Source organism: Pseudomonas sp. SDI (assembly GCF_003105155.1).
Lineage (GTDB): Bacteria > Pseudomonadota > Gammaproteobacteria > Pseudomonadales > Pseudomonadaceae > Aquipseudomonas.
Window position 1 is genome coordinate 32,145 of the sequence record NZ_QETK01000009.1, and the last position, 25,560, is coordinate 57,704.

At 66.3% G+C, this 25,560-nt stretch carries 26 protein-coding genes; 3 read left to right on the top strand and 23 right to left on the bottom strand.

The features are described from left to right. Nucleotides 1-18: 18 nt before the first annotated feature. The 9 genes from DCO48_RS07905 to DCO48_RS07945 form a co-directional block, all read right to left on the bottom strand. Nucleotides 19-1,191, bottom strand: a complete 1,173-nt coding sequence (locus DCO48_RS07905; protein ID WP_116550041.1) for an acyl-CoA dehydrogenase family protein — start codon at nucleotides 1,189-1,191, stop codon at nucleotides 19-21. 9 nt (nucleotides 1,192-1,200) lie between these two features. Then, nucleotides 1,201-2,874 carry an ABC transporter ATP-binding protein gene (locus tag DCO48_RS07910; RefSeq protein WP_116550042.1) on the bottom strand — a complete coding sequence of 558 codons (1,674 nt, stop codon included), beginning with the start codon at nucleotides 2,872-2,874 and terminating at the stop codon, nucleotides 1,201-1,203. Then, nucleotides 2,871-3,758: an ABC transporter permease gene (locus tag DCO48_RS07915; protein WP_116550043.1), complete on the bottom strand. Its 888-nt coding sequence runs from the start codon at nucleotides 3,756-3,758 to the stop codon at nucleotides 2,871-2,873. Before DCO48_RS07915 ends, DCO48_RS07910 begins: the two co-directional genes overlap by 4 nt. Nucleotides 3,759-3,785: 27 nt before the next feature. Beyond that, complete coding sequence (locus DCO48_RS07920; RefSeq protein ID WP_116550044.1) at nucleotides 3,786-5,129, bottom strand: LLM class flavin-dependent oxidoreductase; 1,344 nt, start codon at nucleotides 5,127-5,129, stop codon at nucleotides 3,786-3,788. 22 nt (nucleotides 5,130-5,151) lie between these two features. Beyond that, nucleotides 5,152-6,390, bottom strand: coding sequence for an acyl-CoA dehydrogenase family protein (locus DCO48_RS07925; RefSeq protein ID WP_371919489.1), 1,239 nt, complete (start codon nucleotides 6,388-6,390; stop codon nucleotides 5,152-5,154). A 57-nt stretch (nucleotides 6,391-6,447) separates the two neighbouring features. After that, on the bottom strand, nucleotides 6,448-7,380 hold the full coding sequence (locus DCO48_RS07930; protein ID WP_116550046.1) for an ABC transporter permease: 933 nt from the start codon (nucleotides 7,378-7,380) through the stop codon (nucleotides 6,448-6,450). Continuing rightward, the gene (locus tag DCO48_RS07935; protein ID WP_256584009.1) at nucleotides 7,377-9,089 is read right to left on the bottom strand and encodes an ABC transporter substrate-binding protein; all 1,713 of its coding nucleotides are present in this window, start codon (nucleotides 9,087-9,089) and stop codon (nucleotides 7,377-7,379) included. Before DCO48_RS07935 ends, DCO48_RS07930 begins: the two co-directional genes overlap by 4 nt. A gap of 56 nt (nucleotides 9,090-9,145) precedes the next feature. Beyond that, nucleotides 9,146-11,251 (bottom strand): TonB-dependent receptor domain-containing protein, encoded by a 2,106-nt coding sequence (locus DCO48_RS07940; RefSeq protein ID WP_116550047.1) that lies wholly within the window; start codon nucleotides 11,249-11,251, stop codon nucleotides 9,146-9,148. A 226-nt stretch (nucleotides 11,252-11,477) separates the two neighbouring features. Further along, a complete protein-coding gene (locus DCO48_RS07945) occupies nucleotides 11,478-11,681 on the bottom strand; it encodes a hypothetical protein (protein WP_116550048.1) in 204 nt (67 codons plus the stop codon). On the opposite strand from DCO48_RS07945, the gene DCO48_RS07950 reads away from it, so the two are divergent. The 3 genes from DCO48_RS07950 (at nucleotide 11,680) to DCO48_RS07960 (ending at nucleotide 15,113) form a co-directional block, all read left to right on the top strand. Continuing rightward, the gene (locus DCO48_RS07950; protein ID WP_116550049.1) at nucleotides 11,680-12,687 is read left to right on the top strand and encodes an aldo/keto reductase; all 1,008 of its coding nucleotides are present in this window, start codon (nucleotides 11,680-11,682) and stop codon (nucleotides 12,685-12,687) included. The two genes, DCO48_RS07945 and DCO48_RS07950, sit on opposite strands and share 2 nt — an antisense overlap. Before the next feature lie 184 nt (nucleotides 12,688-12,871). Next, nucleotides 12,872-13,945 carry an enoyl-CoA hydratase/isomerase family protein gene (locus tag DCO48_RS07955; RefSeq protein ID WP_116550050.1) on the top strand — a complete coding sequence of 358 codons (1,074 nt, stop codon included), beginning with the start codon at nucleotides 12,872-12,874 and terminating at the stop codon, nucleotides 13,943-13,945. A gap of 16 nt (nucleotides 13,946-13,961) precedes the next feature. Beyond that, nucleotides 13,962-15,113: an acyl-CoA dehydrogenase family protein gene (locus DCO48_RS07960; protein WP_116550051.1), complete on the top strand. Its 1,152-nt coding sequence runs from the start codon at nucleotides 13,962-13,964 to the stop codon at nucleotides 15,111-15,113. Nucleotides 15,114-15,164: 51 nt separating this feature from the next. Here DCO48_RS07960 and DCO48_RS07965 read toward each other — a convergent pair whose 3' ends face one another. The 14 genes from DCO48_RS07965 to DCO48_RS08030 all read right to left on the bottom strand — a co-directional run bounded on the left by DCO48_RS07965 (nucleotide 15,165) and on the right by DCO48_RS08030 (nucleotide 25,555). Further along, on the bottom strand, nucleotides 15,165-16,004 hold the full coding sequence (locus DCO48_RS07965; RefSeq protein WP_116550052.1) for a CsgG/HfaB family protein: 840 nt from the start codon (nucleotides 16,002-16,004) through the stop codon (nucleotides 15,165-15,167). Between the two features lie 30 nt (nucleotides 16,005-16,034). Next, complete coding sequence (locus tag DCO48_RS07970) at nucleotides 16,035-16,451, bottom strand: curli assembly protein CsgF (RefSeq protein ID WP_116550053.1); 417 nt, start codon at nucleotides 16,449-16,451, stop codon at nucleotides 16,035-16,037. Beyond that, nucleotides 16,448-16,843 carry a curli production assembly/transport protein CsgE gene (gene csgE, locus DCO48_RS07975; protein WP_116550054.1) on the bottom strand — a complete coding sequence of 132 codons (396 nt, stop codon included), beginning with the start codon at nucleotides 16,841-16,843 and terminating at the stop codon, nucleotides 16,448-16,450. The genes DCO48_RS07970 and csgE overlap by 4 nt, the downstream gene beginning before the upstream one ends. After that, a complete protein-coding gene (locus DCO48_RS07980) occupies nucleotides 16,840-17,361 on the bottom strand; it encodes a type II secretion system protein (protein ID WP_116550055.1) in 522 nt (173 codons plus the stop codon). Before DCO48_RS07980 ends, csgE begins: the two co-directional genes overlap by 4 nt. Further along, the gene (locus DCO48_RS07985) at nucleotides 17,336-17,710 is read right to left on the bottom strand and encodes a type II secretion system protein (RefSeq protein ID WP_116550056.1); all 375 of its coding nucleotides are present in this window, start codon (nucleotides 17,708-17,710) and stop codon (nucleotides 17,336-17,338) included. Before DCO48_RS07985 ends, DCO48_RS07980 begins: the two co-directional genes overlap by 26 nt. A 5-nt stretch (nucleotides 17,711-17,715) precedes the next feature. After that, the gene (locus tag DCO48_RS07990; protein ID WP_116550057.1) at nucleotides 17,716-18,189 is read right to left on the bottom strand and encodes a type II secretion system protein; all 474 of its coding nucleotides are present in this window, start codon (nucleotides 18,187-18,189) and stop codon (nucleotides 17,716-17,718) included. Nucleotides 18,190-18,192: 3 nt separating this feature from the next. Continuing rightward, entirely contained in the window at nucleotides 18,193-20,016 is a 1,824-nt protein-coding gene (locus DCO48_RS07995; protein ID WP_116550058.1) for a secretin N-terminal domain-containing protein, read from the bottom strand. Further along, nucleotides 20,013-20,510, bottom strand: a complete 498-nt coding sequence (locus DCO48_RS08000; RefSeq protein WP_116550059.1) for a hypothetical protein — start codon at nucleotides 20,508-20,510, stop codon at nucleotides 20,013-20,015. Before DCO48_RS08000 ends, DCO48_RS07995 begins: the two co-directional genes overlap by 4 nt. Then, nucleotides 20,510-21,055, bottom strand: coding sequence for a GspMb/PilO family protein (locus DCO48_RS08005; RefSeq protein WP_116550060.1), 546 nt, complete (start codon nucleotides 21,053-21,055; stop codon nucleotides 20,510-20,512). Before DCO48_RS08005 ends, DCO48_RS08000 begins: the two co-directional genes overlap by 1 nt. Further along, on the bottom strand, nucleotides 21,042-21,584 hold the full coding sequence (locus DCO48_RS08010; protein WP_116550061.1) for a PilN domain-containing protein: 543 nt from the start codon (nucleotides 21,582-21,584) through the stop codon (nucleotides 21,042-21,044). Before DCO48_RS08010 ends, DCO48_RS08005 begins: the two co-directional genes overlap by 14 nt. Nucleotide 21,585: 1 nt before the next feature. Next, nucleotides 21,586-22,377: a hypothetical protein gene (locus DCO48_RS08015; RefSeq protein ID WP_116550062.1), complete on the bottom strand. Its 792-nt coding sequence runs from the start codon at nucleotides 22,375-22,377 to the stop codon at nucleotides 21,586-21,588. After that, complete coding sequence (locus DCO48_RS08020) at nucleotides 22,358-24,061, bottom strand: GspE/PulE family protein (RefSeq protein ID WP_116550063.1); 1,704 nt, start codon at nucleotides 24,059-24,061, stop codon at nucleotides 22,358-22,360. The genes DCO48_RS08015 and DCO48_RS08020 overlap by 20 nt, the downstream gene beginning before the upstream one ends. Before the next feature lie 71 nt (nucleotides 24,062-24,132). Then, complete coding sequence (locus DCO48_RS08025; protein WP_116550064.1) at nucleotides 24,133-24,666, bottom strand: response regulator; 534 nt, start codon at nucleotides 24,664-24,666, stop codon at nucleotides 24,133-24,135. A 223-nt stretch (nucleotides 24,667-24,889) separates the two neighbouring features. Further along, nucleotides 24,890-25,555, bottom strand: a complete 666-nt coding sequence (locus tag DCO48_RS08030) for a SurA N-terminal domain-containing protein (protein WP_116550065.1) — start codon at nucleotides 25,553-25,555, stop codon at nucleotides 24,890-24,892. Nucleotides 25,556-25,560: the final 5 nt, after the last annotated feature.

Here is a 25,560-nt window from a genome sequence, read left to right on the forward strand (position 1 = left end):
ACATGCCGGCAGGGTCACTCAGAACAGTCCCGAGGTTGGTGGCGGCGTGCCGCTCAGTTGCCAGGCGCCGACCGCTGCGGCTTTCCAGTGGCGCGGATTGTGGTTGGTGACGGTGCGCGCATTGCGCCAGTGGCGGTCGAGGTTGTGTGCACGGCCGGTGGTCGAGGCGCCGCCGACATCGAACAGCAGCTCGGCGGCCTTCAGCGCCGATTCGCCGGTAATGAACTGGGCCTGGGCAACATCGACGGCCGCCACGTCCACCAGCGTCGGTTCCAGCTCGGCGGCCCAGGCGCGGTCGATGCTCGCCGCCGCCTTGAGCACCACCGCTTCGGCGCTGAACGCCCGCGCCGAGATCTCGCCGACGCTCAGTTGCACGTAGGGATCGTCGACCGAGCGGGTGGCCGTGCTGTGCTTGATCGGCCGGGCGTGCTCGCGGGCAAAGCGGGCGGCGTCATCCAGTGCATTGCGCGCAATCCCGGCCTGTACGGTGGCCAGGAACAGTTGCAGGAACGGCGTGACAAGGGTGCGCCTGCCCTCCTCCACGGTACGCGTGCGGATCTCGTCGGCGAACACCTGCACGTTGTTCAGGCGGGTGGTGCCACTGGCGGTGAGGCGCTGGCCCATGGCGTCGAAGTCGTCGAGCAGCTCCAGCCCGGCGCGATCGCGCGGCAGCACGAACGACACCGGCAGGTCCTGCTCGTCCAGCGCCACCGTGCTGATCCAGTCGGCGTACAGCGCGCCGGTGCTGTAATACTTGCTGCCGCTGGCGCGAAAATGCGCGCCCTCGGCAACGATCCGCGCACTCACCAGCCCATTGGCACCGCCAACCTCCCAGCCGGCATTACCGACGATGGCACCGTCCAGGTAACGCGCGAACCAGCGCCGGCGCTCCTCTTCCGCGCCCTCGGCACGCGAGGCCAGCAGCCCTTCGACAAAACCGAAACCGGGGCGCAGGGCCTGGGCCACGTTGGAGTCGACGGCGGCGATGCGCAGCAACAGGCCGATCACATCGGCCACCGAACCACCGGGGCCGCCGTAGGCCTGCGGAATGCGGCAGGTATACAAGCCGGCCTCGGCGATCTGGCGGATCGCCTCGAACGGCAGTTCGCGCTCGCGTTCACGCCGCGCGGCGCCCTCGGCGATCAGTGGCAGCAGCCGGTCGAGGTTGCGCTGCAGGGTTTGTACTGACATGGAACGTCCTTATATGGCCAATTTGAGGAATTCGAAGGCCAGCCGCCGCCCGCTTTCCAAGTGCGGAATGGCGTCGAGCAGGGCCTGGGTGTAGGGGTGCTGCGGATGGTCGAACACCGCGCGCACGCTACCGGCCTCCACGGCCACGCCGTCCTTCATCACCAGCACGTCGTCGCTGACGTGGTTGATCACCCCCAGGTCGTGGGAAATGAACAGACAGGCCAGGCCCAGGCGCTGCTTGAGGTCGGTGAGCAGTTCGAGAATCTGTGCCTGCACCGACACATCCAGCGCCGAGACCGGCTCGTCGCATACCAGAATCTGCGGCCCGGCCGCCAGGGCGCGGGCAATCGCGATGCGCTGGCGCTGGCCGCCCGACAGCTCGATTGGCCGCCGACCAAGCAAGGCGCTGTCCAAGCGCACCAGACCAAGCAGCTCGGCGGCCCGCGCCGGCCAGTCGGCGCGTTTGTGCCCGGCCACCTGCAAGGCCTCGAACAGCACCCGCTGCACGCTATAGCGCGGGTCGAAGGAACTGAGCGGGTCTTGGAACACCACCTGAATGCTGCGCCGCAGCCCGCACCGCTGGGCCTCGCTGAGGCGCAACCAGGGCTGGCCCTTGAGTTCGATGTCGCCTTGATCCGGGGTTTCCAGGCCGAGGATCATCCGCGTCAGGGTGGTTTTGCCGGAGCCGGATTCACCCACGATGCCCAGGGTCTTGCCACGCTGCAGGCTCAGCGACACCGCGTTGACCACGGTGCGCAACTGCCCGTCCGGCCCCTTGAAAGCCTTGCTCAGGTTACGCACTCGCAGCAGTGGCGGCGGGTGCGGGCCGGCGGCCGGGGCTACGGCTGCCAGCGGCGCGCGCGGCGCGGCCGGCTTGCGCTGGAAGTGCACCGCGCGGCCGGCCTGCAGCAGGTACTGGGTGTAGGGGTGCTGCGGATCGTGCAGCACCTGCTCGACACTGCCCTGCTCGACGATCACGCCGTTGTGCATCACCGCCACGCGATTGGCCAGCCGCGACACCACTGCCAGGTCATGGCTGACGATCAGCATCGCGGTGCTGTCGCCGCGCAGCGTTTCGAGCAGGGTCAGCACCTGCGCCTGCACCGTGGCGTCCAGCGCCGTGGTCGGTTCGTCGGCGATCAGCAGGCGCGGGTTGCAAGCAATCGCCGAAGCGATCAGCGCGCGCTGACGCAAGCCGCCGGAAAGCTGATAGGGATACTGCCGGGCGCGCAGTTCCGGCGCCGGCACACCGACCGCACGTAACAGCTCGATGACCCGCGCCTCGCGCTCGGCACGAGTAAGACCGGTGTGCAACTGCAGCGGCTCGGCGATCTCCTTGCCAACCGGGCGCAACGGGTCGAGCGCGCCGAGCGCATCCTGCATGACGAAGCCGATCTGCGCGCCGCGAATGCTACGCCAGGTGCGTTCGTCGAACTGGCGCAGGTCATGCCCGGCAAAGGCCAGGCGCCGGGCCTGGACCTGCGCGCCGACGCCGGTCAGCCCGGCCAGGGTGCGTGCGCTCACGCTCTTGCCCGAGCCGGACTCGCCGACCAACGCCAGGCACTCGCCACGGTCGAGCTGGAAACTGATGCCCTTGAGGGTCGGCTGCGCCTGTGCGCCAAAGCGCACCTGCAGGTCCTCGACCTCGATCAGCGGGGGGGTGCGGTGCACGGTCAGGCTCATCGGGATTTTCCTTCGCTGCGACGCAGCAGTGCGCGGCCGATGGCGCTGATCGAGACCACCGTCAGGGTGATCGCCAGCGCCGGCCAGGTGACCAGCCACCAGGCGTTGGCCAGGTAATTGCGGCCGATGGCGAGCATCCCGCCCCACTCCGCGACCGGCGGCGGCGCGCCGAAACCGAGGAAGCTCAGCGCAGCGCCGGCAATGATGTTGCCGCCGATGCCGATGGTGGCGAGGATCAGCACCGGTTTGATTGCATTGGGCAGCACATGCCGGGCGATCACCGCGCGGCGGCGCAAGCCGAGGGTGGTTGCCGCTTCGACGTAGCCGGCATTGCGCACCACCAGGGTTTGCGCCCGAACCAGCCGGGCATAGCGCGGCACACTGGCGATGCCGACGGCGATCACGGTGTTGAGCAGGCCCTGGCCGAAGAAGGTGATGATCACCAGCGCCAGCAACAGGTCGGGAAACGCCAGCAACACATCGACCAGGCGCATCACCGCACCATCCAGCCAGCGCGGGCCAAGCCCGGCCAGTAGGCCGAACAGCGTACCGATCAGCAGGCCGATGGCGGTCGCCGCCAGCCCCAGCAGCAACGACGGGCGCACCGCGTACACCAGCCGGGTAAGAATGTCCCGGCCGTTTTCGTCGGTGCCCAGCCAGTGCAGGCTGTCCGGGGCGCGGAAGGCCAGGCGCGCATTGGCCGCCAGCGGATCGCCGCCGACCAGCCAGCCAGGCTGCACTGCCGCCACCAGCAACAGCAGCACGAACAGCGCCGCCAGCAGCAGGCCGGGGCGCCATTGCCAGCGGCGCCAGGCGCCGCGTCGCGGGCCCAGCAGCGGCTCGAAATCGAGCTTCAGCTCGGGGTTGCCAACAGTTGTGTTCATAGGCGTTCGATCACTGTGCGCAAGGGCTTAGACGGCGGCGGCCGTACGCTGGTACTGGCTGGCCGGGTATGGCAGGCCAAGGTGTTCACGCAGGGTGCTGCCGCGGTATTCGCGGCGGAACACGCCACGCTGCTGAAGCAGCGGCACCACCTGATCGACGAACACCTCGACGCCCGAAGGAAACACGTCCGGCATGATGTTGAAGCCGTCTGCGGCGCCGTTGCGGAACCAGTGCTCAAGGGTGTCGGCAACCTGCTCCGGCGTCCCCACCAGCAGCCGGTGCCCCACCAGGATCCGCCGCGACAGCGCGCGGAGGGTCAGGTTTTCCCGTCGTGCCAGGTTCAGCTGGGCTTCGAGGAAACCCTGCGAGCCACGTTCGAACTCGCTCACCGGGCCGATCCGCGCCCACGGCAATGGCGCGTCCAGGTCCAGCTCGCTGGCGGCCAGGCCGACCCGCGCCGCCACTTGCTGGATCAGCCCTTCCTCGCCGTAATAAGCGTTCAACTCGTCGAAGCGCGCGTGCGCCTCGGCTTCGGTGCTGGCGATCACCGTCGACAGGCCGGGCATGATTTTCAGGTGTTCGGGGTTGCGCCCCCAGTGACGCGCCCGCTGCTTCATCTCGCGGTAGAACGCCTGGCCATCGACCAGGGTGGTCTGGGTGGTGAAGATCGCATCGGCATAGCGTGAGCCCAAGGCCTTGCCGCCTTCCGACGAGCCGGCCTGCACCAGCACCGGCCGCCCCTGGGGCGAGCGTGGCAGGTTCAGCGGGCCCTTGACCGAGAAATGCTCGCCGACGAAGTCGATGCTGTGCACCTTGCGCGGGTCGGCGAAGTGGCCGTTGACGGTGTCGGCGATGATCGCATCGTCTTCCCAGCTGTCCCACAGCTTGAGGGTCACGTCGATGAACTCCGCAGCCCGCGCATAGCGGTCGACATGCCGTGGCGCGCCGGCCAGGCCGAAGTTCTGCGCGGCGGCGTCGGTGGCGTTGGTCACCACGTTCCAGGCCGCGCGGCCGCCGCTGAGGTGGTCGAGCGAGCTGAAGCGCCGGGCCAGGTTGAACGGCTCGTTGTAGCTGCTCGAAGCCGTGGCGATGACGCCGATATGTTGCGTGGCCAGGGCCACGGCGGTCAGCAATACCGTGGGTTCCAGGCGCCCGGCCGGGTGCCGGGCGACATCGGCGCCGAGTGCCGGGCCGTCGGCGAGGAAGATCGCGTCGAGGCAGCCGCGCTCGGCAATCTTCGCGATCGTGCTGTAGTAGCCGACATCCAGGTAGGCGTTGGCCGGCACTTCGGCCTTGCGCCAGGCACCGGCATGAGCGCCAAAGCCGAGGATGTTCATGCCGATGCTCATTTGTGCTGTTTCGCTGCTCATGGCAACTCCTGAGGTGAGGTGATCAAACCGCGCTGGCTTCATCGCGGCTGCCCTGCTGGGCGCCGTCCTGCCCGTGCAGGGCGCGCCAGGCGGCGCCGGGGCTGATGCCGTTGAGGTAGTAGTTGCCCAGCGCCTGCTCGCGGTACACCGCCGGGTTGTGCGAAGCCAGGGTCCGCGCGTTGCGCCAGTGCCGGTCGAGACGCCGGGCCTGGCTGGTGGCCGAGGCACCGCCAACTTCGAACAGCAGCGTGGTGGCCTCCAGCACCTGCTCCAGCACCATCTGCTGGGCCTGGAAGGTGCGGATGTCGGCCTCGACGTAATCGGCCTCGCTGGCCGTACCGGCCAGTTCGGCCTGGTGCACGCTTTCGAGCACCTCGGCCACCCGCAGCACCAGCGATTCGGCGGCATAGGCCAGGCTCGACAGGCGCCCGATCACCCGCTGCACCAGCGGATCGTCTTTCGGGCTCGACTGCCCCGGCACGCCGAACGCGCGGGTACGGCCCTGGACGAAGCTGGTGGCGTCGCTGAGCACCGCACGGGCGATGCCGGCCAAGGTGGCTAGGTGGAACAGCTGGTAAAACGCCGACAGGTACGATTCGGCGCGCAGCTCGCCCGGCTTGAAGCGGCGCAGGACGTGGGCGTCCGGCACCGCGACCTTGTTGAAACGGGTGGTGCCGCTGCCGCTCAAGCGCTGACCGAAGCCGTCCCAGTCGTCTTCGCGGCTGACCCCGGGGGCGTCGACGGCCACCACCACACTGACGAAATCCTTGTCGTGCATGGCCACCGCGGCCACCCAGTCGGCGTAGATGGCGCCGGTGCAGTAGTATTTTTCGCCATCGAGCAGCCAGCCGCTATCGCCGGCGCTAAGGCTGACCGAGTTGCTGCTACTGTCACTGCGCTCGGCCATCGCCGCGCCCCACAGCTGGCCGGCGACAACCTTGGCGAACCAGTAGTCCTGCGAAGCGGCATCGCCGCTGGACAGCCGGCCTTCGACAAAACCGAAATGCGCGCGAATGATCTGCGGCAGGTTCGAGTCGGCCTCGGCCAGGTCGATCAGCAGGCGAAACAGCACCGGCAGGCTGACCTCGCCGCCCTGGTGCGCGCGCGGCACGCGCAGGGCGGTGAAGCCTGCCGAGCGCAGCGCCGCGACCGCCTCGAAGGCCAGCTCGCGCTGCTGCTCGCGGGCCACGGCGCCGCGGGCAATCTCGGCGAACAGCGGCTGGAAGCGCGCGTGCAGTACGGAATAAGTGGCTTGGGTCATGACAGTTCCTTGCATCTTGAAAGTAGTGTGAGCGCACTGAAACCCTGTGGCACGGGATCACACGGCATTGGTCCGCGGGTCCACCCAGTGGTTGATCAGGTCGACCAGAAAATTGACCAGCACGTAAATCGCCGCCGCCAGCAGCGTGATCCCCAGCAGCATCGGCATGTCCTTGTTGATCGCCGCGTCCAGCATCAGCCGGCCAATGCCCTGGCGGGCGAACAGCAGTTCGATCACCACCGCGCCGCCGAGCAGGCTGGCAAAGACAAAACCGGACAGCGTCACCAGCGGCACCAGGGCGTGGCGCAGTGCATGCCTGAGGCGCACAGCGGTTTCCGACAGGCCGCGGGCACGGGCCATGGCGATAAAGGGTTGTTCGAGAATCGACTCCAGTTCCTGGCGCAGCACCTGGCTCAGTACCGCGGCAATCGGCAAGGCCAGGGCCAGGCTCGGCAGCACCAGCGCCTGCCAGCCACGGGAGCCGGACGGCGGCAGCAGGTGCCAGGCAAACGAGAACACCAGCAGCAACGCCAGGCCAATCACGAACGACGGCGCCGACGACAGCACCAGCTCACTGCCCGAGGCCAGCGCACGAATCCACGGCGCGCGGTTGGCGGTGAGCACGGCGACCATGATCGACAGCAACAGCGCCAGCGCGGCAGCGGCCAGCGACAGTTCCAGGGTCGCTGCCAACTGCGCGCCGATCACCTGCCCCACCGGCACTCGCAGGCGATACGATTCGCCAAGATCACCCTGGGCCAGACGGCCCAGGTACTGGCCGTACTGGACGATCAGCGGCTGGTCGAGGCCGTATTCGCTGCGCACCTGGGCGATCAGCTCGGCACTCGGCGCCGCGTCCGGGCCGCCGAGAATCGCCAGGGCCGGATCGCCGGCACTGAGGTTGATCGCCAGGAAGGTCAGCGTCGCCGCCCCCCAAAGCACGCCAACGCCCGACAGCAGCCGGCGCAGTACAAGTCGCAGACGGTTCATTGGCCCTCCTGGTCAAGCCAGACGCTGGTGAACAACGGGGTGTTATGCGAGGTATCGAAAATCAGCCCCTTGACCGCGTTGCGGTAGGCGACCAACACATGACTCTCGAACACCGGCACCGCCGGTACCGTCTCGGCCAGGCGCTGCTGGGCAATGCGATACTGGCGCGCCAGTTCGGCCGGCTCGGTGCTGCGCCGGGCGGCGCTGAGCGCCCGATCCAGCTCGGCGTCGCGCAACCGGCCGACGTTCTGCCCGATCAGCGTCGGCGTGCTGATCGACTGGCTGTGGTAGAGGATGAACAGCCCGTCCGGGGTGTTGGTATGCCAGTAGCCGCCGGCCATCAGGTCGAAATTGCTCGCGTAACGGCGTTCGGTGATCTGCGCCAGCGGCAGCAGCTCGATGTCGAGGGCCAAGCCGATCTTCTTCAGGTCCGACTGGATGGCCACGGCGATACTGCCGGGGAACACCCCGGACTCGTAGATCAGCAACTGCGCGGCCAGACGCTGGCCATCCTTGAGGCGGTAGCCGGCGGCGTCGCGCTGAGTCCAGCCGGCCTCGTCGAGCAACTGGTTGGCAGCGGCCACGTCGAAGCCGAGCCGGTCCTTGAACGCCGGGTCGTAGTAGCGGGTGTTGGCCGCGAGGAAATCGCCCTTGGGCAGGAACTCGCCGAAGCCGGCAATCCAGGCGATGCCCTCGCGGTCGATGGCGCGAGCCACGGCGCGGCGCACGCGTACGTCGTCGAAGGGAAAGCGCTCAAGGTTGAAGGTCAGGCTGCGAAACGGATTGGCCTTGCGAATGCGGCTGCGCATCTGCAGCTCGGGGTTGGCGCGGATCGCCTGGGCGTTCTGCGCCGGCGCGTCGACGGTAAGGTCCGACTGGGCGGACTCCAGGGTGCTGAAGCGGATCATCGGCTCGGGCACGATGCTCAGTTCCAGGCGGTCCAGATAGGCCTCGCCGACATGCCCGGTTACCGGCGGCGCCCAGTTGTAGCCCTGGCGCTTGACGAAGGTCGCGCCCTGGTCGCGGGTGTAGCTTTCCAGCACGAACGGGCCGCTGCCGATGGCGTGGGTGGCAATCGATTTCGGCGCTTCGCGGATCTGCTTCGGCGAGATCATGCTCAGCCACGACTGCGCCAGCACGTCGAGAAACGGCGAATACGGCTCGCGCAGGTGCGCTTCGAAGGTGTATTCGTCGACGATGCGCCCGTCGACATAGGGTGCGATATAGGCAGCGGCCAGCGGCGATTTGGTGGCCGGGTCGCGCATGTGTTCGAGGTTAACTTGCACCGCGCGGGCGTTGAATTTCTCGCCGTCACTGAAGGTGACGTCGTCGCGCAGGTAGAAGGTGTAGGTCTTGCCGTCGGCGGAAATCTCCCAGGACTTGGCCAGCCACGGCGAAATATTGCCCTGCTCGTCCTGGTACACCAGGCAGTCGAACAGGATGCGTCCCAGCCACTGCACGTTGCCGTGGGAGATCGAATGCACGTCGAGGGTGGTGGTGTCGGACGCGGTCGAGACCCGCAGGGTGCCGCCCGGCCGCCCCGGCCCGGCCTCGGAATAATCGCTGGCGGCATAGCGCAGCACGCCGTCGCGCACTTCGCCGTCGGCCTGCAACTGGCTGCTCGCCGGTGCTGCCGGCGGCTTGCAGGCGGCGAGCAGCAAGGTGCTGGCGAACAGTGCCAGGCGCGCGAAGCTGGAAATCTGCATCATCGGTGTCCCCCGCTGCGGCCGGCGCCGTTTCCGACGTCGGCCGCAGCCTCGCTGGCTCAGAAGTTGTAGGCGATGCCGGTGAAGGCGCCGAAACCGTCGCCCGGGTACAGCGCCGCCGTATCCTGGCCGTTGGCGTTGTAGACCGGCTGGATGGCCGTGGCGTAGTGCTCGTCGGTGAGGTTCTTCAGGTCCAGGTACACCTGCCACCTGCGGCCCGGGTCGTCATAGCCGAAGCGCGCGCCCCACAGCGTGTAGGACGGGGCGTAGAAGGTGTTGGCGTAGTCCACCGCCGTGCTCGACACCGAGCGTACGTTGACCCCGGCATAGAAACCGCTGGCGAACTGGTAGTTCAGCTCGCCCTGGTACACATGCTTGGGCAGGCCCGGCAGTTCGTTCTTGCGGAACAGCGGGTCGTTCTCGTAGTGGAAGTCGTTCAGGGTGTAGGCCTGGCGCCAGCTCAGCAGGTCGCCGTTGGCCCCTTGCCAGAGCCGCGTGGTGAGCCCGGCCTCGACGCCCTGGTGCACGGTAGGGCTGGCGTTGGCGGTGGAGTTGACCTGCGCCGTGGTCGGCGTGGCGGCCAGCACCTGCACCGTCAGCAGCTCGTCCTTGATCCAGGATTTGTACAGCGCCAGGCTGCCGTCGAAGACCCCCTGCGTGCCGCGAATACCGAACTCGACAGTGTTGGCGGCCTGTGGCAGCAGCGGCTTGGCGTAGTTGCTGGTCACCCCGGAGCCGGAGCTCGACCAGGAGCTTGGTGGGTCGATGGAGCGGCTGGCGTTGGCGAACAGCTGGATGTCCGGGGTCAGGTAATAGCGCAGGCCGATCCGCGGGGCGAGCTTCCACTGGTCATATTGGTAGTGGCTGGGCAGCCCGCTGCTGTTGGCCCGGTCGCTGTAGGTGACGTTGACGTCGCGCTTGATCTCGATGGCCGAGAGGCCGGTGTTCAGGTACAGGTTGTCGCTCAGGCCGAGCTCGTTGCCGAGGGTGAACACGTGGTCGAACGAACCGTCGTACTCCACCTGCTTCTGCAAAACCCCCAGATCCTTGTCGCCGCGATAGGTGCGAACCCCGGAGCGAATGTGCTCGGTGCTGCTCCAGCCAATCGAAGTGGCGCTGGGCAGGCCGAACAGCTGGTCGTTGCGGTTGTACTTGAGCGAGTAGTTGATGTCGCGCCAGTCCCAGTAGTTGGGGTTGATGGTGCTTTGGCGGCTGAGGATCTGCGGGTAGTTGTGGTAGACCAGCCCGGCCACCAGGGTGGCATCGTCGTCGAAGGTGTAGGTAGTCTTGCTGCCGACCCAGGTCGAGCCGCGCTTGGTCGAGTCGGCGCGGGCGCCTTCGGTGGCGGCGTTGCTCTGCTTGGGGTTGTCCTTGAGCTGGGCGCGGGTCAGGGTCGCCGAGTTCTCGTGGTACTCCTCGCGGTAGCGGACGAACAGCCGGGTTTGCAGTTTCGGGCTGAAGCGGTAGCCGAAGTTGCTCACCAGGCCCTGGGCCTTGGCCAGGGTGAAGTCCTGATAGCCGTCGCGACGCGCGTTGTCGATGCTGACGAAGTAGTCGGCGTTATCGACGGCGCCGCCGCTGCTCAGGGTCTGCTTCTGCCAGCCGAAGCTGCCGCCTTCGAGCTTGATGCGGGTGCCCGGTGCGGTCAGCCCGGAGTGAGTAACGAAGTTGATCGCCCCGCCCAGCGACAGCGCGCCGAACTCGAAGGCGTTGGCGCCACGCAGCACTTCGGTGTAGCTCAGCCCCTGGGTGTCGAGCAGCTCGTACGGGGTGCCACCGGCGCCGGTCAGGGCCAGACCATCGAAGAGGAACTTGGTGCCTTCGCGGAAGTAGCCCGGCGAGGTGTTGGCGCCGGAGCCGCGGATGGAAATCTTGATCGCATCGTTGCCGCCGGCCGCCTGGGCGTAGACGCCGGGCTGGAACGCCAGGGTGTCTTCAAGGGTCGCCGCACGGCCCTTTTCGACGTCGGCCTGGGTGACCAGGCTGGTACCGCCGGGGACTTCGTCCAACTCGGCTTTGGCGGCCTGTACCGGGGTGGCTTTGGCGGCCTGGACGGTAACCGTCTGCAGGCGCTTTTCAGTACTGTCGGCGGCGCTGGCGGTCAGTGGCGCCAGGCTCAGCAGGGCACTGCCGAAGGCCGCCAGCGTCAATTCCCGGTTGGCCATCAAGGAAAATCGTCGCGCGGTTGCGCAGGTTTCAGAAGGCACGCATTTCAAGGTATTGCTCCCCACCAGATTAAAAAAAGGTGAGTTTCTATTGGTATAGTCAATCTCCCTTAGGCAATTGCAGCGTTCGTGCCAAACCCTGAACTGCCTGTATTTGCTGGATTAGAGCGGTTCCTTGACCCTCTGCAGGGTGTTTCAAACAGGCCGATGTGTTCGACAACTGTTGCTAGCGCAACAGTTGTGCGCTGCGCCAGCCCCGGGCGATGTCCCGCGCGCGAGCGCGCAGCAAGGCCGAGGCCTGGGCGCAGGCCTGACGCTGTCCATCGTCAGCAAACGCTCCGTCGGCAGGCGCGTCCCGCGGTGCTTTTCTTCCCCGGTAGATCTGTGTAAAACAGAGCGGATCCAAAACCGCGAAGGGATTACCGATCATGATCTACCGTCCTCTGGGCCGCAGTGGTCTGCAGGTTTCCGCCCTCACCCTGGGCAGCATGATGTTCGGCGAACAGACCAGCAGCGAAGACGCCCTGCGCATCATCGACAAGGCCTGGGACCAGGGCATCAACTTCATCGATACCGCCGACGTGTATAACGCCGGGCGCTCGGAAGAGATCGTCGGTGAAGCCATCGCCGCCCATCGCCAGGACTGGATCCTCGCCTCCAAGGTCGGCTTTGGCCCCGCCGACGGCCTGCCCAATCGCAGCGGCCTGAGCCGCAAGCACATCTTCAATGCCATCGAGGCCAGCCTGACCCGCCTCGGTACCGATTACCTGGACATCTATTACCTGCACCGCGAAGACCACAGCACCCCGCTGGACGTCAGCCTCGCGGCCATTGGCGACCTGCTGCGCGAGGGCAAGATCCGCCACTGGGGCGTGTCCAACTTCCGCGGCTGGCGCATTGCCGAAATCTGCAACCTGGCCGACAAGTTGGGCATCGCCAAGCCGGTGGTCAGCCAGCCGCTGTACAACATCGTCAACCGCCAGGCCGAGCCCGAGCAGTTCACTGCCGCCGCGTACCATGGCCTGGGCATCGTGCCGTTCAGCCCGCTGGCCCGTGGCGTGCTCAGCGGCAAGTACGCGCCGAACGCTGCGCCGGACGCCAACAGCCGCGCCGGGCGCCAGGACAAGCGGATCCTGGAAACCGAATGGCGGCCGGAATCGCTGGCCATTGCGCAGAAGATTCATGCCTACACCGAGGCCAAGGGCGTCGGCATGGTCGAATTCGCCATTGCCTGGGTGCTGAACAACCAACTGGTCAGCTCGGCCATCGTCGGCCCGCGTACCGAGGCGCAATGGGACACCTACCGCGGCGCGCTGGAGGTGAAGATCACCGCCGAGGACGAAGCTTTCATCGACGCGCTGGTGACGCCAGGGCATGCCTCGACCCATGGCTACAACGATGTCGGGCATTTCGTCAGCGGCCGCCTGGCGCGCTGAGCTCACCCCCCCCAGGGAGTCTGGCTGCCACAGGAGGCCGGCTCCTGCAAAAATGCAGAAACCACCTGCATTTCTGCCAATTGCATCAGGCAAATTTGCACTGGTACGATCCGGCGATCCTTGAACTCATCTCCACGCCGCTGCAATTCATGTGGAAAATCAATAACAAAGCAGGGAGACAGCGATGACCGCGCACGCTACCACGTCGGCCGCCCAGTCGGATGTACTGGCCCAGGTCCGCAACCACATCGGTCACTTGACCCTCAACCGCCCCGCCGGGCTCAACGCCCTGACCCTGGACATGGTCCGCCGCCTGCAACGCCAGCTCGATGCCTGGGCCGCCGATCCGCAGGTGCACGCCGTGGTCCTGCGCGGCGAAGGCCCCAAGGGCTTCTGCGCCGGCGGCGATATCCGCTCGCTGTACGACAGCTATAAAAGCGCCGACAGCCTGCACCGCGATTTCTTCGTCGAGGAATACGCCCTCGACCTGAGCATCCACCACTACCGCAAGCCGGTGCTGGCACTGATGGACGGCTTCACCCTCGGTGGCGGCATGGGCCTGGCCCAGGGCGCCGACCTGCGGGTGGTCACCGAACGCAGCCGGCTGGCCATGCCGGAAGTCGGCATCGGCTATTTCCCGGATGTCGGCGGCAGCTATTTCCTCTCGCGCATCCCCGGTGAGCTGGGCATCTACCTGGGCGTCAGCGGCGTCCAGGTGCAGGCAGCCGACGCGCTGTACTGCGGCCTCGCCGACTGGTACCTGGAGAGCAGCAAGCTCGCCAGCCTCGACGAACGCCTCGACAGCCTGAGCTGGGGCGAGCGCCCACTCAAGGACCTGCAAGGCCTGCTGGCCAAGCTCGGCACGCAACACCTCGACCACCCGCCGCTGGCCGCCCTGCGCCCGGCCATCGACCACTTCTTCGGCTTGCCCGACATCGCCAGCATGATCGAGCAACTGCGCGCGGTCAGCGTGGCCGACAGCCACGAATGGGCGCTGAACACCGCCGACCTGCTGGAAACCCGCTCGCCGCTGGCGATGGCAGTGACCCTGGAGCTGCTTCGTCGCGGCCGCCAGTTGAGCCTGGAAGAATGCTTCAAGATGGAACTGCACCTGGACCAGCAATGGTTCGACCACGGCGACCTGATCGAGGGCGTGCGGGCGCTGCTCATCGACAAGGACAAGCAGCCGCGCTGGAACCCTGCCACCGTCGCCGGCCTCAGCCGTGCGCGGGTAGACCAATTCTTCGAGGGCCTGTGAGGGCCGGAGTACGCAGATGCAAGACCTGGAACTGAGCGAAGAGCAGATCATGATCCGCGACATGGCCCGGGACTTCGCCCGTGGCGAAATCGCCCCGCATGCCCAGGCCTGGGAAAAGGCCGGCTGGATCGACGATGGCGTAGTCAGGAAGATGGGCGAGCTGGGCCTGCTCGGCATGGTCGTGCCGGAGCAATGGGGCGGCAGCTACACCGATTACGTGGCCTACGCCCTGGCCGTGGAAGAGATTGCTGCCGGCGACGGGGCTACCGGCGCGCTGATGAGTATTCACAACTCGGTGGGCTGCGGGCCGCTGCTGGCCTATGGCAACGACGCACAGCAACAGAGCTGGCTGCAGCGCCTGGCCAGCGGCGAAGTGATTGGCTGCTTCTGCCTTACCGAGCCGCAGGCGGGCTCGGAAGCGCACAACCTGCGCACCCGCGCCGAATTGCAGGGCGATCACTGGGTGATCAACGGGGCCAAGCAGTTTGTCAGCAACGCCCGGCGTGCCGGGCTGGCCATCGTGTTTGCGGTCACCGATCCGGAGCTCGGCAAGAAAGGCATCTCGGCGTTCCTGGTGCCGACCGAGAACGAAGGTTTCGTGGTCGATCGCAGCGAACACAAGATGGGCATTCGCGCCTCCGACACCTGTGCGGTCACCCTGAACAACTGCCGAATCCCGGCGGCGAACCTGCTCGGCGAGCGTGGCAAGGGCCTGGCGATTGCGCTGTCCAACCTCGAAGGCGGGCGTATCGGGATTGCCGCGCAGGCGCTGGGTATCGCCCGGGCGGCGTTCGAGGCGGCGCTGCTGTATTCGCGTGAGCGAATCCAGTTCGGCAAGCCGATCAACGAGCACCAGAGCATTGCCAACCTGCTCGCCGACATGCAGGTGCAGATCAACGCGGCGCGCTTGCTGATCCTGCACGCGGCCCGCCTGCGTTCGGCGGGCAAACCGTGCCTGAGCGAGGCCTCGCAGGCCAAGCTGTTTGCCTCGGAGATGGCCGAGCGGGTGTGCTCGAAGGCAATCCAGGTACATGGCGGCTATGGCTACCTGGAGGATTACCCGGTGGAGCGCTACTACCGGGATGCGCGGATTACCCAGATTTATGAGGGGTCGAGCGAGATCCAGCGGATGTTGATTGCGCGGGAGTTGAAGCACTACCCGCTGTAGATCGGTGGCGCCTACAGGCTCAACGCACTTCCTGTAGGCGCTGGCTTGCCATCAAGGCTGCTGATACTGGCTCAGGTACTTGTCCAGCACCGCCTTGTCGCCACTGCCGTCCCCCGCCACCTGCCACAGCCGCCGCTCGATCCCCTGCGCCAGCAAGTGCCCCACCGCCGCCTCGATCGCCGACAGCACGCACAACTGCGCCGGCTCGTTGGTGGTGTAGCCCACCTCCGCTTCCAGCAGCTTCTTGAACTCGATGAACTTGAACACCCCGGCACTGCGCCCCACCGAGTAGATGGTCTTGCTGGTCATCACGTTCGCCAATACCTGGCCACTGCGCACATCCACCGCCCGCAGGTTCACCGACACCTGATCGACGCGGTACTCGCGGGAAATATCGATGCCCAGGTAACGCGCGCCCTCACCGCCGCTGCGCACGTTGGTGTCATAAGCAATGATGCCCCCCTCCAGCATCAGGTTGGCCGCCTGCAACGGTGGCAGCTCGCCCTGGATGTTCACTGGGGTATCGGGCTTCTTCTGCGACGCACGGATGATCTTGCGCTCGGTCAGCAGGTTCTGCAGGCCTTCGCGCTCCAGCACCACGAACCAGCCACTGGCCTGCAACGCATCCATCAGCATGCTCGCCGCGCCCTGGGTGACGCTGGTCGAGAACGAACTGGCCGGGGTCGGCTTGTATTGCCCGGTCTGGTCACGGAAACCATACACCACGGCCATCAGCCGGCCTTTGGGCCGCGGCATGTTCAGCAGGTCGTAATAGGTCGAGGCACGCGGGGTCAGCGTCGGGCTCTCGGTATCGTCGGCCGGCATCGGCTCACGCAAGCCACAACCTTGCAAGGTGGCGAGGATCAGCAGTGTGCTCAGTAGTCGTTTCATCTTCGTAGCTCCTGGATGACGCACTGCCGCTCAAGGGTTCAGCCCATTGACCTGGATTTCCGAGATCTCGCCGGTCGCCCGGTCGGTGATCTGAATGCTCAGGGCACCGGAATCGTCGATCACGTTGATGATGAACGAGTCGGTTGACAGGCTGCCGGTCTTGCCGTTGGAAACGTTGTCGAGCAACTGCGACAGCAGCCGCGACTCCAGCTGGTTGCTGAAGCGCTCCAACGCCGAGGTGCTGGCGAACGCCGAGGAGCGGCTGGCAATCGACGGATCGTCATGGTCGTTCTGTGCCTGGGCGTTGTTCAACAGGTAGGTGCCGTTCAACGGGTTGCCGCCGAACGCCGGATTGACCGGGGTGTGGACCAGTTCCGTGGCACCGACCTGGGCGCCCACGGCGGCCAGCAGCGTGCAGACGGCCAGGGCCGGAAGTGTGTGGTTCATAGCTCGTCCCTCTCCAGATCGGTTGTGTCCTGCAGCAGCGATTGCAGCTTGCGCTGGACAATCTCCGCCCTGACCAGGTCCGCGGCCTCGTAGGCCACGTCCTTGAGTTCAACGGTGTTCGGTGGCAGAAAGCGCCGGTAGATCAACCGTTGCTGAAACTCGACCGTCACCAGGCTGCCCCAGCGCGCATCCGGCCGCTCGCGTACCACCAGATTGAAATCCAGACGGCTGGTGGCACGCAGCCGCTCGGTAAAGCTGTTGTAGAACGCGTGGCCGATGTGCGAGACGGTGTAATCGACGATAAAGCCCATCATCTCGTCCTTTTCACTGGCCCGGGCCTGGTTGGCCAGCAGGGTCAGTACCAGTAGCAGTGCCGACAGCGTGCGGTTCATGGTGCGTCTCCTGCCTGCCGGGCCTTGCGGCCGTTGTCGATGAAGGCCTGCTCGGCGGCGAACTGCCAGTCGCTGTAATGCGTCAGCCCGGTGAAGTCCTGCCACTGCGCGTCGAACCCGGCCTGCTTCAGCGGCGACTGCTGCGAGCGGCTGTAAACCCCGCTGATACGCCCGTCGATCGAGCGCAGCAGACCCCAGTCGTCGCTGTTGGCGATCGGGTCGCGGTACAGCCGGCGCAGGTGGCGCACCTTGTTCGGGAAGCGCGGGTCGAGCAGCAGCTCGTCGAGGGTCTGCGGGTACTGCGCCAGCCCCGGTGAACTGCGGTAGTAGCTGCGCAGCGCCTGCGCATACTGGCTGCCGACCCAGAGCAGCTCGCGTTCACGCTCACGCTGGGCCACGGTCGACCACAACTCGCCGGCGGCGGCCAGGGCCATGCCCATCAAGGCGATCAGCAACAGCACGCCGAGGTAGCTAAAGCCGCCCTGGCGCTGCTCACCAGTCTGCATAGAGGCTGCCATCACGCGCCCTCCCGGTGGCACCGCTCTTGATGTCGCCAACCCCGCCGGCGACGCCATCGGGCGGCGGCAGCACGGTCCACAGGTCGCGGCGCTCGGTAATCGGGTCCAGCGGCGCGGCGCGCAGGTAACGTTGTTCAACCAGCTGGTCGAGCGAGTCAGGGTAGTGCCCGGTGTCGCCGTAGTAGTGGTCGAGGGCTTCGCGCATCACCGACAGGCTCTGGCGCAGGGTGGTCTCCCTGGAGCGCTCCAGGCTGCTGAAATAGCGTGGCATGGCGATGGTGATCAGCGTCGCGATGATCGCCATCACCACCAGCAGTTCGATCAGGGTAAAGCCCTTGTTCCGGCGCATGTCGTTCACCACTGGCTGTAGGCGATGCCGTTGAGGCCTTTGCCCGGCGCTTGCGAGTAGACGTCGAAGACGTCCTCGCCATCGCGTGGGCTGTCGGCCGAACTGTCGTAGGCACGCAGGCCCCAACCGCCCTCGTCGTCATCCTTGGCGCTGCGCAGCGGGTCGTGCGGGATCCGCCGCAGGAAGTAGAACTTCGCGCCCTTGGCACTGCGCACATCGCGCACCCCGTTAACCAGCACACTGAGGTTCGGCGGGTAGCCGCTGCCGGAGAGGTTCTTCTCGAGGTACCCGGCATCATAGGCACGCTTGTAGGCATCGATGGCGTCACGCAGCTGGAACAGCGCGGTTTTCAGCTCCTGTTCCTTGCTGCGGCGCACCAGGGTCTCGGTGAGCGGCGCGGCGATGGCGGCCAGCAGGCCGATCAGCGCCAGCGTCAGCACTACTTCGATCAAGGTGAAGCCGCCCTGACTGCGTTTCATCGCTCAAGGCCTCGCTGCGCTAGGCACGGCAGCAATCGGCGCGCTCGGAATCTCGATGTCGCGATTCAGGTTGCGGATCTGCATGCTGGTTTCGGTGCCGGTGTTGAACTCCATGTCCGACGGGCTCTGGTACGGCAGGTTGCGCACGATGCGCGGGGTGATCGCCAACACCAGCTCGGACTTGCCAACGTTGTCGTTGTTGCTGCCGAACAGCCGGCCCAGGCCCGGAATGTCGCCAAGGCCAGGGATCTTGTTGCCCGAGCTGGTCTGGTCGTTGCGCACCAGGCCCGCCAGCACCTGGGTTTCGCCGTCGTGCAGGCGCAGGGTGGTCTGCGCGTTGCGGGTGTCGACCTGGACCGGAATGGTGCCCTGGCGGGTCGGCTGCAACGGCGTGGCGTTGCTCACCTCAAGGGCGATCTTGATCGCCACTTCGTTGTTCAGGTGAACGATGGGCTGCACTTCGAGCTTCAGACCGACATCCAGGTAGGTGACGCTTTCGGTAATCACCGGGCCCTGGGTCGACGGCACCGAGGTGGCGCTGATGATCGGTACGCGCTGGCCGATGTGGATGCGTGCCTGTTCGCGGTTGGTCACGCGGATCACCGGGCTGGCCAGGGTGTTGACGTCTTTGTCCTGGGCGTTGATCTTCAGTTGCGGCGACGGCGTGAAGCCGATCCGCGAGGAGTTGATGCCACGCAGCTGGTCGAGCACGCTGACCGGGGAGCCGTCGGCATTGATGATGCCGAAGGTGTTCGGCCATTGCAGGCCGAGGTCGAGGATCCGCGAACGGGCGACTTCCATCACCTCCACTTCCAGCACCACTTCGGGGTTGGACTGGTCCTGCGATTGCAGCAGCTTCTCGGCCATGCGGATGGCGTCCGCAGTGTCGCGCATGGTCAAGGTGTTGAGGCGCTCGTCGACGAACACGTCGCGGGTCTTGAGCATGGTCTTGACCATGTTCAGCGCCGTGTTGGAGTCAATGCTGGTGAGGTAGAAGGTTTTCATCACCAGCTCTTGGTAGTCCTTGGTCTTCTGCGGCGAGTCCGGGTAGATCAGCAGGGTGTTGTCGTTCACCACTTTCTGGTGCAACTGGTTCTGTTCCAGCAGCAGGGCCACGGCGTCCTCGATGCGCACGTCGCGGACGAAAATGGTGGCTTTCATGTCCGGGCGCAGGTCTTTGTCGAAGATGAAGTTGAGCCCGGCGACCTGCGACAGCACCTCGAAGATGGTTTTCAGGTTGGCCTCGCGAAACTCCAGGGTCACCGGCCGATCCAGCTTGCCGCGCAACTGCGGGTTGGGTTGGGCGGTACGGCTCTGGACCAGCTCGATGTCCTTGCGCAAGGCCAGCGCGCCCTGGTTCTGCGGGTCGAGCTGGAGCACTTCGCGCATGTGCCGCTCGGCGCCGAACAGGTCGCCACGGCGCAGCGCGGCCTGGCCCAGGGCAGTGCGTTCGTCGATGTTGCGCATCTGTTCGATCTGACGCACCGCTTCCTGCGCGCGGCGGTTGTTCGGTTCGATGCTCAGCACCCGGCCGTAGGCCATCCGCGCGCCGGCAAAGTCGTGACGGCTACGGTCGCTGTCGCCCTGGCTGAGCAAGGCCTCTACGGCTTTGACCCGGCCCTGGCTCAGCGCCACGTTCAGCTCGGTGTCGCGGGGCGTCTCTGCCAGGCCTTGCTCGATCAGCGCCAGGCCCGCTTCATACTGGCCCTCGGCGATCAGTGCCTGGCCGTCCTTGCGGATGGCGTGGGTGCCGTTGCAGCCGGCAACGGCCACGAATAGCGCCAGCAGCAGGTACGGCGCGGTGGTGCGAAGGCATGGCGAGTTCATGGTGCGCTCCCTACAGACAAGGTCTGGGACAGGTGCAAAGGCAGGTAGACCAGGCTCAGCTCCGTGGCGGAGATCTGCTCGATCCGGTAGGTGTCTTCGATCACGTCGCCACGGCGCACGACGTAGAGTTTTTCGCCGCTTTGCAGGAACACCTGCTGATCGTCACGGTCATCCAGGCGCCCGACGAACTGGAACGGCAAGGCCGGCGCCACCGGGGTGACCTCGACCGGAGCCGCGGGGGCCGCCGCTTCGCTGACGCTGGCCAGCAGCGGCGCCGGCTTCCAGCTTTTGCTGGCGAACAGGTCGACCGTGCTCAAGGCCGCCGGGGCCTTGCTGGCGGCCACCGGAGCAGCGGCCGGCGCAGTGCGCGCGGCCACCGCCGGGGGGCTGTCGGCGGCGCCGTCGCTGTCGCCGAAGAAGTAATCGGGGGCCCAGCTCAGCAGCGCGGCGACGCCGAGAAATGCCGACCAGCCCAGCAGACGTTGAGTGTTCATCATGACCTCGACAGGTAAAGGGTCATGCGGATGCGCCCGGTCAGCTCGCTATCGCCGATCCGTTTGCGTTGCAGGTCGATGTCTTCCAGCACCAGCGCCGGCAGTTGACCGAGCAAGGCGTGCAGGAAGCGGCGGATCGGCGGATAGCTGCCGCGCAGCGGCAGGAGGATCTGGTAGCGCGCCAGGTGGGTCTTGGGATCGACCCCCAGCGAGTACTCGCCACGGGCCAGGCTGATTTTCTCGCGGCGCGCCAGGCTGTAGATGCGGTCGATGGCGTCGGTCGCCTGCGGCTGGGCCGGCAGCTGTTTGTGCAGGTCGAGCAGCGGGTCGTCCTTGGCCACCAGCGCCTTGCGCTCGCCACGTTGCAACTGCAGCAATTGCACGCTGGCTGCGGCATCCTGCGCCTGCAGGCGTTGCAACTGCTGCCACTGCGGCACCAGGCTGGCACCATAGGCCAGGCCCAGCAGCACCAGGACGCTGCCGACCAGGCTCGGCCAACCGAGCCGTTGCAGCTGTTCGTGAACCATCAGGCTAGAGATGCGCATCGCCGTTCTCCCAACTGGCCGACAGGTTGAACTGCACTGGATGCTCGGCTTGCTTGAGCTGGATTTCGTGGTTAAGCAGCGACACGTCGTGCAGCTCGGCGCTGGCCTCCAGGCGTTGGTGGAACGCCAGCATGGCTTCCAGGTCGCGCGCTTCGGCGCTGATCCGCACCTGGCCCTTGCGCGCATCCGGGGTCAGGCTGAGCAACGCGACGTCGTCCTGCGGCAGCGCTTCGAGCATGCCGAACAGGCGCTCCCAGGGCCGTTGCAGTTGTTGCGAGAGGCTGCGCATCTGCGCCAGGTTTTCCGCCTGTTCGCGGCGCTGCGCCGACGTCAGGCTGGGCTGGCTGCGGGGGCGCAGGCCGAGTTGCTGTTCGCTGTGCTGCAAGCGTTGCTGCAACGCCTCGGTGCGGCTGTCGAGGGATTGCTGCGCGACCACCGCGGCCAGCAGCAGGCTGCCGCCGAGCAGCAGCGGCAGGCCGCTGAGCAGGCGCCGCCGGGGGGGCTGGAAGTCCAGCAGCAGGCGGCGCACGTCAGGCCACCGCCCGCGCCATGGTGCACAGCACATCGTGCACCGGCGCGGTCTCCACAGGCAGTTCACAGAGGTTCACCCCGGCCAGTTGCGGGCGTGGCTCAAGCCGGCCCGGCGCATGCAGGTAGAGGTGCGAGAGGTCGTCCTGCAACTCGCATTCGCGACCGATCAGCGCGGCCAACGCGGCGTCGCTGTCGCTGCTACCGAGCGAGCGCACCTGCTGCCAGTGCCCGCCCTTGGCCGTCAACAGCACGCTGCGCTGCGGTTCGGCGAGCAGGAACAGGAAGTCGTTGTGCGCCAGCCCGTCGACGAAGCAGTTGAACGCGCTCATCAGGTACGGCTGCACCGAGTGCAGGCTCAACCCGGCCTGCGCGCTGATCTCCGCGGCGCGCTGGATCAGCGCTTCGGGCAAGGCGGCGGCGATGCGCGGGTGACCGACCGGCTCGCTGGAGAGGATCACTTTCCAACCTTCCAGCGATTGCCCGTAGTGCGCTTCAAAACAGGCCCGGGCGTAAGCTTGCAGCTCCTGCGGGCGATGAATTTCATCGCTCCAGGGCACCAGGCAGAAGCGGCTGTAATGTGCCGACAGCACCAGGTACAGGCTGCCACGCGGCACCGTGTGCTGGCCCAGCAGGCACTGCAAGGCATCCAGGGCCACGGCCCAGGCCTGGCTGCGTTCGGCAATGAAACCGACGCTGCCCAGCCAGTGCTGCTGGCTGCCACTGCGCCGGCACAGGCCGACGCCCTGGGCGCCGAGCACGGCGATAAATCGATCAGGCGACAAAAGTGACACGATTGATCTCCTCAAGCGTGGTCCGGCCATCGCGCACCAGCTCCAGTGCCGAGCTGCGCAACAGGCGCAGCCCGCGCTGGCAAGCCAGGGCCTTGATCCGGGCAATCGGTTGGCGTTCGACGATCATCTGCCGCAGCTCGTCGTCCAGGTGCAGCAGTTCGGCAATTGCCGTGCGCCCGCGGTAGCCACTGCCGCGGCACTGGCCGCAGCCGCTGCCGTGGACGAAGCGATAGCCACTGACACGCGCCGCCTCCAGGCCGGACGCCGCCAGTTCGTCGGCGTCGGGTTGATGCGGCACCGCGCAGTGCGGGCACACCAGGCGAATCAGGCGCTGGGCCAGCACGGCGTTCAGCGCGGAAACGAAGCTGTAGGGGTCGACCTGCATCTGGCTGAAGCGGCCGATCACGTCGAAGACGTTGTTGGCGTGGATGGTGGTGAACACCAGGTGCCCGGTGAGCGCCGATTGCACGGCGATCTGCGCGGTGTCCGGGTCGCGGATCTCGCCGACCATGATCTTGTCCGGGTCATGGCGCAGGATCGAGCGCAGGCCACGGGCGAAGGTCAGGCCCTTCTTCTCGTTGACGGGAATCTGCAGGACGCCGGGCAGTTGATACTCCACCGGGTCTTCGATGGTGATGATCTTGTCTACGCCGTGGTTGATCTCGCTGATCATCGCGTACAGCGTGGTGGTTTTGCCGCTGCCGGTGGGGCCGGTCACCAGGATCATCCCGTAGGGTTCGCTGGCCAGCCGGCGCAGGCTGCGCAGGGTCTGGTCCTCGAAGCCCAGCGCCTGCAATTGCACGCCGCTGACGCGGTCGGCCAGGTCCTGCTTGTCGAGCACCCGCAGCACCGCGTCTTCACCGAAGATGCTCGGCATGATCGAGACCCGGAAGTCGATCTGCCGGGCGCTGATGCCGATCTTGAAGCGGCCGTCCTGCGGTACGCGCTTCTCGCCGATGTCCAGCTCGGCCATGACCTTGATCCGCGAGATCACCTGATCGGCGAACTCGCTGCCGCTGACCTTGCTGATGCCGTTGAGCACGCCGTCGATGCGGTACTTGATCACCAGGCCGCTGCCGGTCACCCCCAGGTGGATATCGCTGGCGTGCATTTTCAGCGCGTCGTAGAGGGTCGAGTTGACCAGCTTGACCACCCGGCTCTGGTCTTCGCTGATGCTGGTCAGCGACAGGCTGTGCAGGGTTTCGTGCTCGGCGCTGGCGTCGCCTTCGCTGCCCAGCGAGTCGACCGCGTGGAAGCTTTCCTCCTGGCGGGCAAGAAAGCCGCCAAGGTCGGCCAGTTGCACCAGGTACAGCGGCGCGCCTTGCAGGCACTCGTCGATCCAGGCCAGGCGGGCGCTGTCGAAGGGGTCGGCGAACACGCCGACGGTGGCACCGGCATGTTCGATCAGGACGAATTCACGTTTCAGGCACTGGGCCAGGCTGACCTGGTCGAAGCGCGGGCTGGCGGCGAACAGCGCGGCGCTGTCCAGCACCGGGTAGTGCAGGCTGTTGCCGAGGGCCTCGACGAAGGCTTGTGGGGTGAGCTGGCTGAGGCTGCGCAGCGCCTCGATCAGGCGCTCGCCGCTTTGCTCGGCCTGGCGCCGGGCCTGGGCCAGCAGGTCGCGACCGAGGCTGGCCGGCGGGCTGGCAGTGGCGGACGCGACGGCGAACGACAACGGTTCCATGGCTTGCTCTCCAACGCTGCGGGGCGGTAGCCCGAACGGCGCGGCAAGCCAGGTGTCAGTCTGCTCGCGCCCTATTCCCCGGTGAGCAGTTGGTCGTCGTCAGGAGCCGGCGGGCTCGTGGTGTTTCTACGCCTGTCCGCCAGAACCCAGCTGCCGTCGTACAACTGCAGGGGGAAACTCTGGTTACGGCCTTGGCGGCGTTCGACGAAGCCGGTTTCCTGGCTGGCCCCGGCCCTGCCGGTGCGCTCGACGCCTGTCAGGTCGCAGACTGCGCGGGCCAGTTCCGCCAGCGGAAAAGGCTTGAACAGGATATGGCTGACACCGAGCTGGTTGGCCCGCTCACGGACCTCGACGGTCGGGTGGGCGGTAATCAGGACGAAATGGCAGTTCCTGTGTTGGCGCGTAGCCTGCAGAACCTGAAACCCCTCCATATCGGGCAAGCGGTAATCGAGCACGATCACATCGGGTGCGAAGCGTTCGGCCAGGCCGATGGCACTTTCCCCGTCGTGGGCAACCTGGACATCGAGACCTTGCGCACCCAGGTAAGCCTGGATATTGCCGGCAAGGGTCTGTTCGTCATCCACCACCAAAACTCTGTTAACCAAGGTCGACTCCTTGAAACTAGGCAGGCCCGGTTTTCGGTCCGGCTGGAGTGCGCCCTTGTACAGGCTTACGCACGCATCGTGCCAGACCCGAGCCGGTGCTCGGTACAGCGCTAACCCTATGATTTTACAAGTACTGCGAAAACAGCTGCGCACGCTTGCCCCCACTCTCGGGGACTAGCTGGCACATTGCCCCTAGCGCTGCCCCCAACAGTGGGGGACGCGCTTACCGTGCGTCAATCCGTTCGATGCGGGACTGGTTACGCAGGCGCTGCAGTAGCGCCTCATGCGCCTGCGCCTGTCGTTGCTCGATAAGGTGTTTTTTTGCCAATGCCAGTCCCTGTTCACGTTCGACAGAGTCACCGGCACTTTGGTTCGCCGTGGGTGACTGCTTGTCTTGACCTTCCTGGTAAAACGCCTGGATGTGCTCCGGGGTGGGCTCCGGCACGCGGGTCAGGTCCAGATAGACCTGTTGCGCGGCCATTTCATGACGAGTGTAGTCGGCGAACGAGGCTTCATCGAAGCCGGCGTCGGCCAGGGCGCGCGCGTAGTGCTCGCGGCTGGGAAAGGCACTGCGCAGACTGTCGAGACGGGCCTGCAGGCGGCTGTCGCTGATGCTGATACCGCGGCGGGTGGCTTCCTGGAACAGCAGCTCCTTGTCGATCATGGTTTGCAGGGCTTGTTCGCGCAGGCGCTTGTACAGGCTGGGGCTGCGGATACCGGTGATCGGCCGGCCCTGGTCTTCGAGGTATTCGGCAAAGTAGCGTTCCAGGCGGTATTCGCTGATGGTCACGCCGTTGACCCGCGCGGCGGCCATGCCGCCCTCCTCGGCCTTGAGCAACAGGGCCTGGGCCACGGCGATGAGCAGCAGGATCAGCAGGAAGATTTTCATGGTTC